This is a genomic window from Selenomonas sp., from assembly GCF_052169755.1.
In the GTDB taxonomy this organism is placed as follows: Bacteria; Bacillota; Negativicutes; order Selenomonadales; family Selenomonadaceae; genus Selenomonas.
Genome location: NZ_JBQNBV010000201.1, coordinates 1 through 2,654, shown reverse-complemented (window position 1 = coordinate 2,654; position 2,654 = coordinate 1). Strand labels below are relative to the sequence as shown.

2 protein-coding genes are annotated in these 2,654 nt (G+C 58.5%); both read right to left on the bottom strand.

Annotation, left to right across the window (positions count from 1 at the left end; translation table 11 throughout):
* The coding region (locus ACTTKG_RS10260; protein ID WP_442674101.1) for an O-linked N-acetylglucosamine transferase family protein at positions 1 to 1,158 on the bottom strand (1,158 nt) is incomplete at its 3' end.
* Positions 1,155 to 2,654: O-linked N-acetylglucosamine transferase, SPINDLY family protein (locus tag ACTTKG_RS10255; protein ID WP_442674100.1), on the bottom strand; the 1,500-nt coding region annotated here is incomplete at its 5' end. The genes ACTTKG_RS10255 and ACTTKG_RS10260, both read right to left, overlap by 4 nt.

Below are 2,654 nucleotides of genomic sequence, written 5' to 3'. Positions count from 1 at the left end.
CGTGCCGCCGCCTGTATAGGGAAATGTGTCGAGCGCAATGTCCATGTCCATGTACTCGTGGACGTAATCGAGCGTCATGGGACGCACCTCGATCTCCCCACGACAATAACCGAGAGAAAGCGCCTTTTCGAGCAGCGCCTCGGGCTTCCATGCTTTGAGCAGCAGCTTGGCACCGGGCACGCGTCTGAGAAGCGTCAGCCAGAGGCGCAGCATTTCCTCCGAAATCTTCGCAGAATTGTTGAAGCAGCCAAACACCGGCCTTTCGTGCGGCTGCCAGTCGATCGTACTCTTAAAGATCTCTTCAAAAGGCGTGTAGCAAAAGTGCGAGTGCGAAAGGCGCAGCAGTTTTTCCGAGAAATAGGCATCGCCCTTGCCGGGAGTGTCGAGAAAGCGATCCGACAGGTAGTAGTCGACCGCCTTGAGTCCCGAGGTGCTCATGTAGCCGATTCCTGCGATCTGCACGGGCGCCGCCTTGTAGCCGAGCGTCGCCAGGCCATGTCCGCCGTCCGTATGAACGCCGAGGTCGAAGAGGATGTCGATCTCGTCTGCAGCGATCATCCGCGCACGCTCCTTCGCCTCGGGCAGAGCGATGTTGCGCCAGATGTTGCCAAAGGACTTCATCTGCTCGGCTGCGCCGTCAAAAAGCCCGCCAAGGTCATAGCAGTAGACCTCGAAACGATCGCGGTCGGCGAGCGCCAGCAGCTGCATCATGAAGCAGCTCATGATGTGCGTCTTAAAATTCGACGAGAGATAGCCGATGCGGATTTTCGAGTGGCGGCGATGATTGTCTCGCACATGCTGCAGCTCTTCTTTGGGGCGAAAGAAATTCTGATAGAAGAAGTGGCTCTCAGCCAGCTCCTCATCACTGACATGCGGCAGATAGTGACAGATCAAGAGGTAATCGCTGTAAAGCTTCCTCTGCTGTGCGAGATACGGTGCGTACAGAATCGCCTCGCGATAGGCGGCGGCAGATTCCTCAGCGCGCTCAAGGAATCGCAGGAAGTAACCGAGCCGACCGTACAGGAAGCTCTTCTCCCCGCAGTCAAGCTCCGCCCCGTGCTTTTCCAGCAGCCGCCCGATGCGCTCCGTCCCCTGCGCCCAATCCGTCCGTTCCTGCAAAACGGCGAGCTCTTCTGTAATCTTGGAAAAATCCTTCATCGTCCACCCTCTGCCTCCTTCTTTCGCTTCACTGCCATGCAGTAAAAACGCTCCAATTCTTCCATGTAGCGCGTCGCCTGCATGACGGGCGACGCGGCAAAACGTGCGCGAAGCGTCTTGTGCAGTTCGTCCAAACGCTCTCTATCCTTAGCGAGCGCCGCCGCTTTCTCCATGTACGCCGTCCCATCGGCAGCAGCAAGCTCCGAAAGCCCCACGTTCTTCAAAAGCGACAGCCCGAAGCGTGAGCCGCGCCGTCTGCCGAAGCGCGTGATGACAGGCACGCCCATATAGAGCGCGTCGCATGTCGTGCCGCCGCCCGGATACGGATAGGTGTCGAGCGCGATGTCAACCGATGCGTAGCGCTCCATGTAGTCGCTCGTCGCAGGCTCCAAATCGACGCGTGCGACGTCGATCTTCGCCTTCGCCATACGGCGCAGCACTTCTTCTTGCATCGCAGGGGCAAAAAGCTCCTGACACTTGACGAACAGCCGACTCTTCGGCACACGCGCCATGATTTCACGCCAGCAGAAGAGCATTTCCTCCGTGACTTTGTACCAGTGGTTGAATACGCCGAAAACGATATATCCCTTCTCTCTGCACGGTGCGCCCGCCGGCTTCGGCACGTCGCTCTGCGCCGTGTAGAGAAACTGGCTCGTCAGATGCACCGGCTCTTCTATGAAAAAGCCGTCGTGGCTTCCCAGCGGATCAACGATATCGTCCGTCAGAAAATAATCGACCGCCGAAAGCCCCGTCGTATTGACGTAGCCAAGACCTGAGACCTGCACGGGCGCGGGGCGATAGGCGAATACGGGCAAAGCGCCGCCCGCGCTGTGACCTGCAAGGTCTACAAGAATGTCGATCTCATCGGCACGAATTTTCGCAGCAATCTCCGCATAAGACAACCCCGCTGCCTCACGCCAAACCGTCGCCTGCTCTTTCAGCGCTTCCGTGAAACCGTCCGCCGTCTCGTTCAGCGAATAGGCGTAGACATCGAACCGTGCGCGGTCAAAGCGCACAAAAAGCCCGTAGATGAAAGAGAACATGACATGTCGGCGAAAATCGGGCGACAGATAGCCGACGCGAATCTTGCCGTGCCTTTTCCATGCGCGTGCGGCAAGCGGCTCGATCTCCGCGAGGAGCTTTTCATAGCCTCGATGCGCGGCGAAAAGCTCCTCCTGCCCGATCTCCGTATTGTGCAGCGCAAGCAGATACGAGCTGTACGCTTCGCTGCGCAAACGAAGGTCGGTCGCAAGATCGGCGGCTTTGCGGTAGGCTTCGGCAGCTCCGTCGGCGTCGCCGAGCATGTATGCCGCATGTGCCTCTGCCAGTGCGAGACGATGCCGGAAGGGGCGCGTCTCTTCCGTCTCTTCTGTCCGCGCCTGCGCCTTCTTTACACTCGCACGCGCCGCCTTATGGTCGCCCGCTGTTTTTTGCGCTTCGGCAAGAAGATGCAGGATCTCGGGCATTTCTTCCTGCGCCTTTTCCTGCGCCTTTTC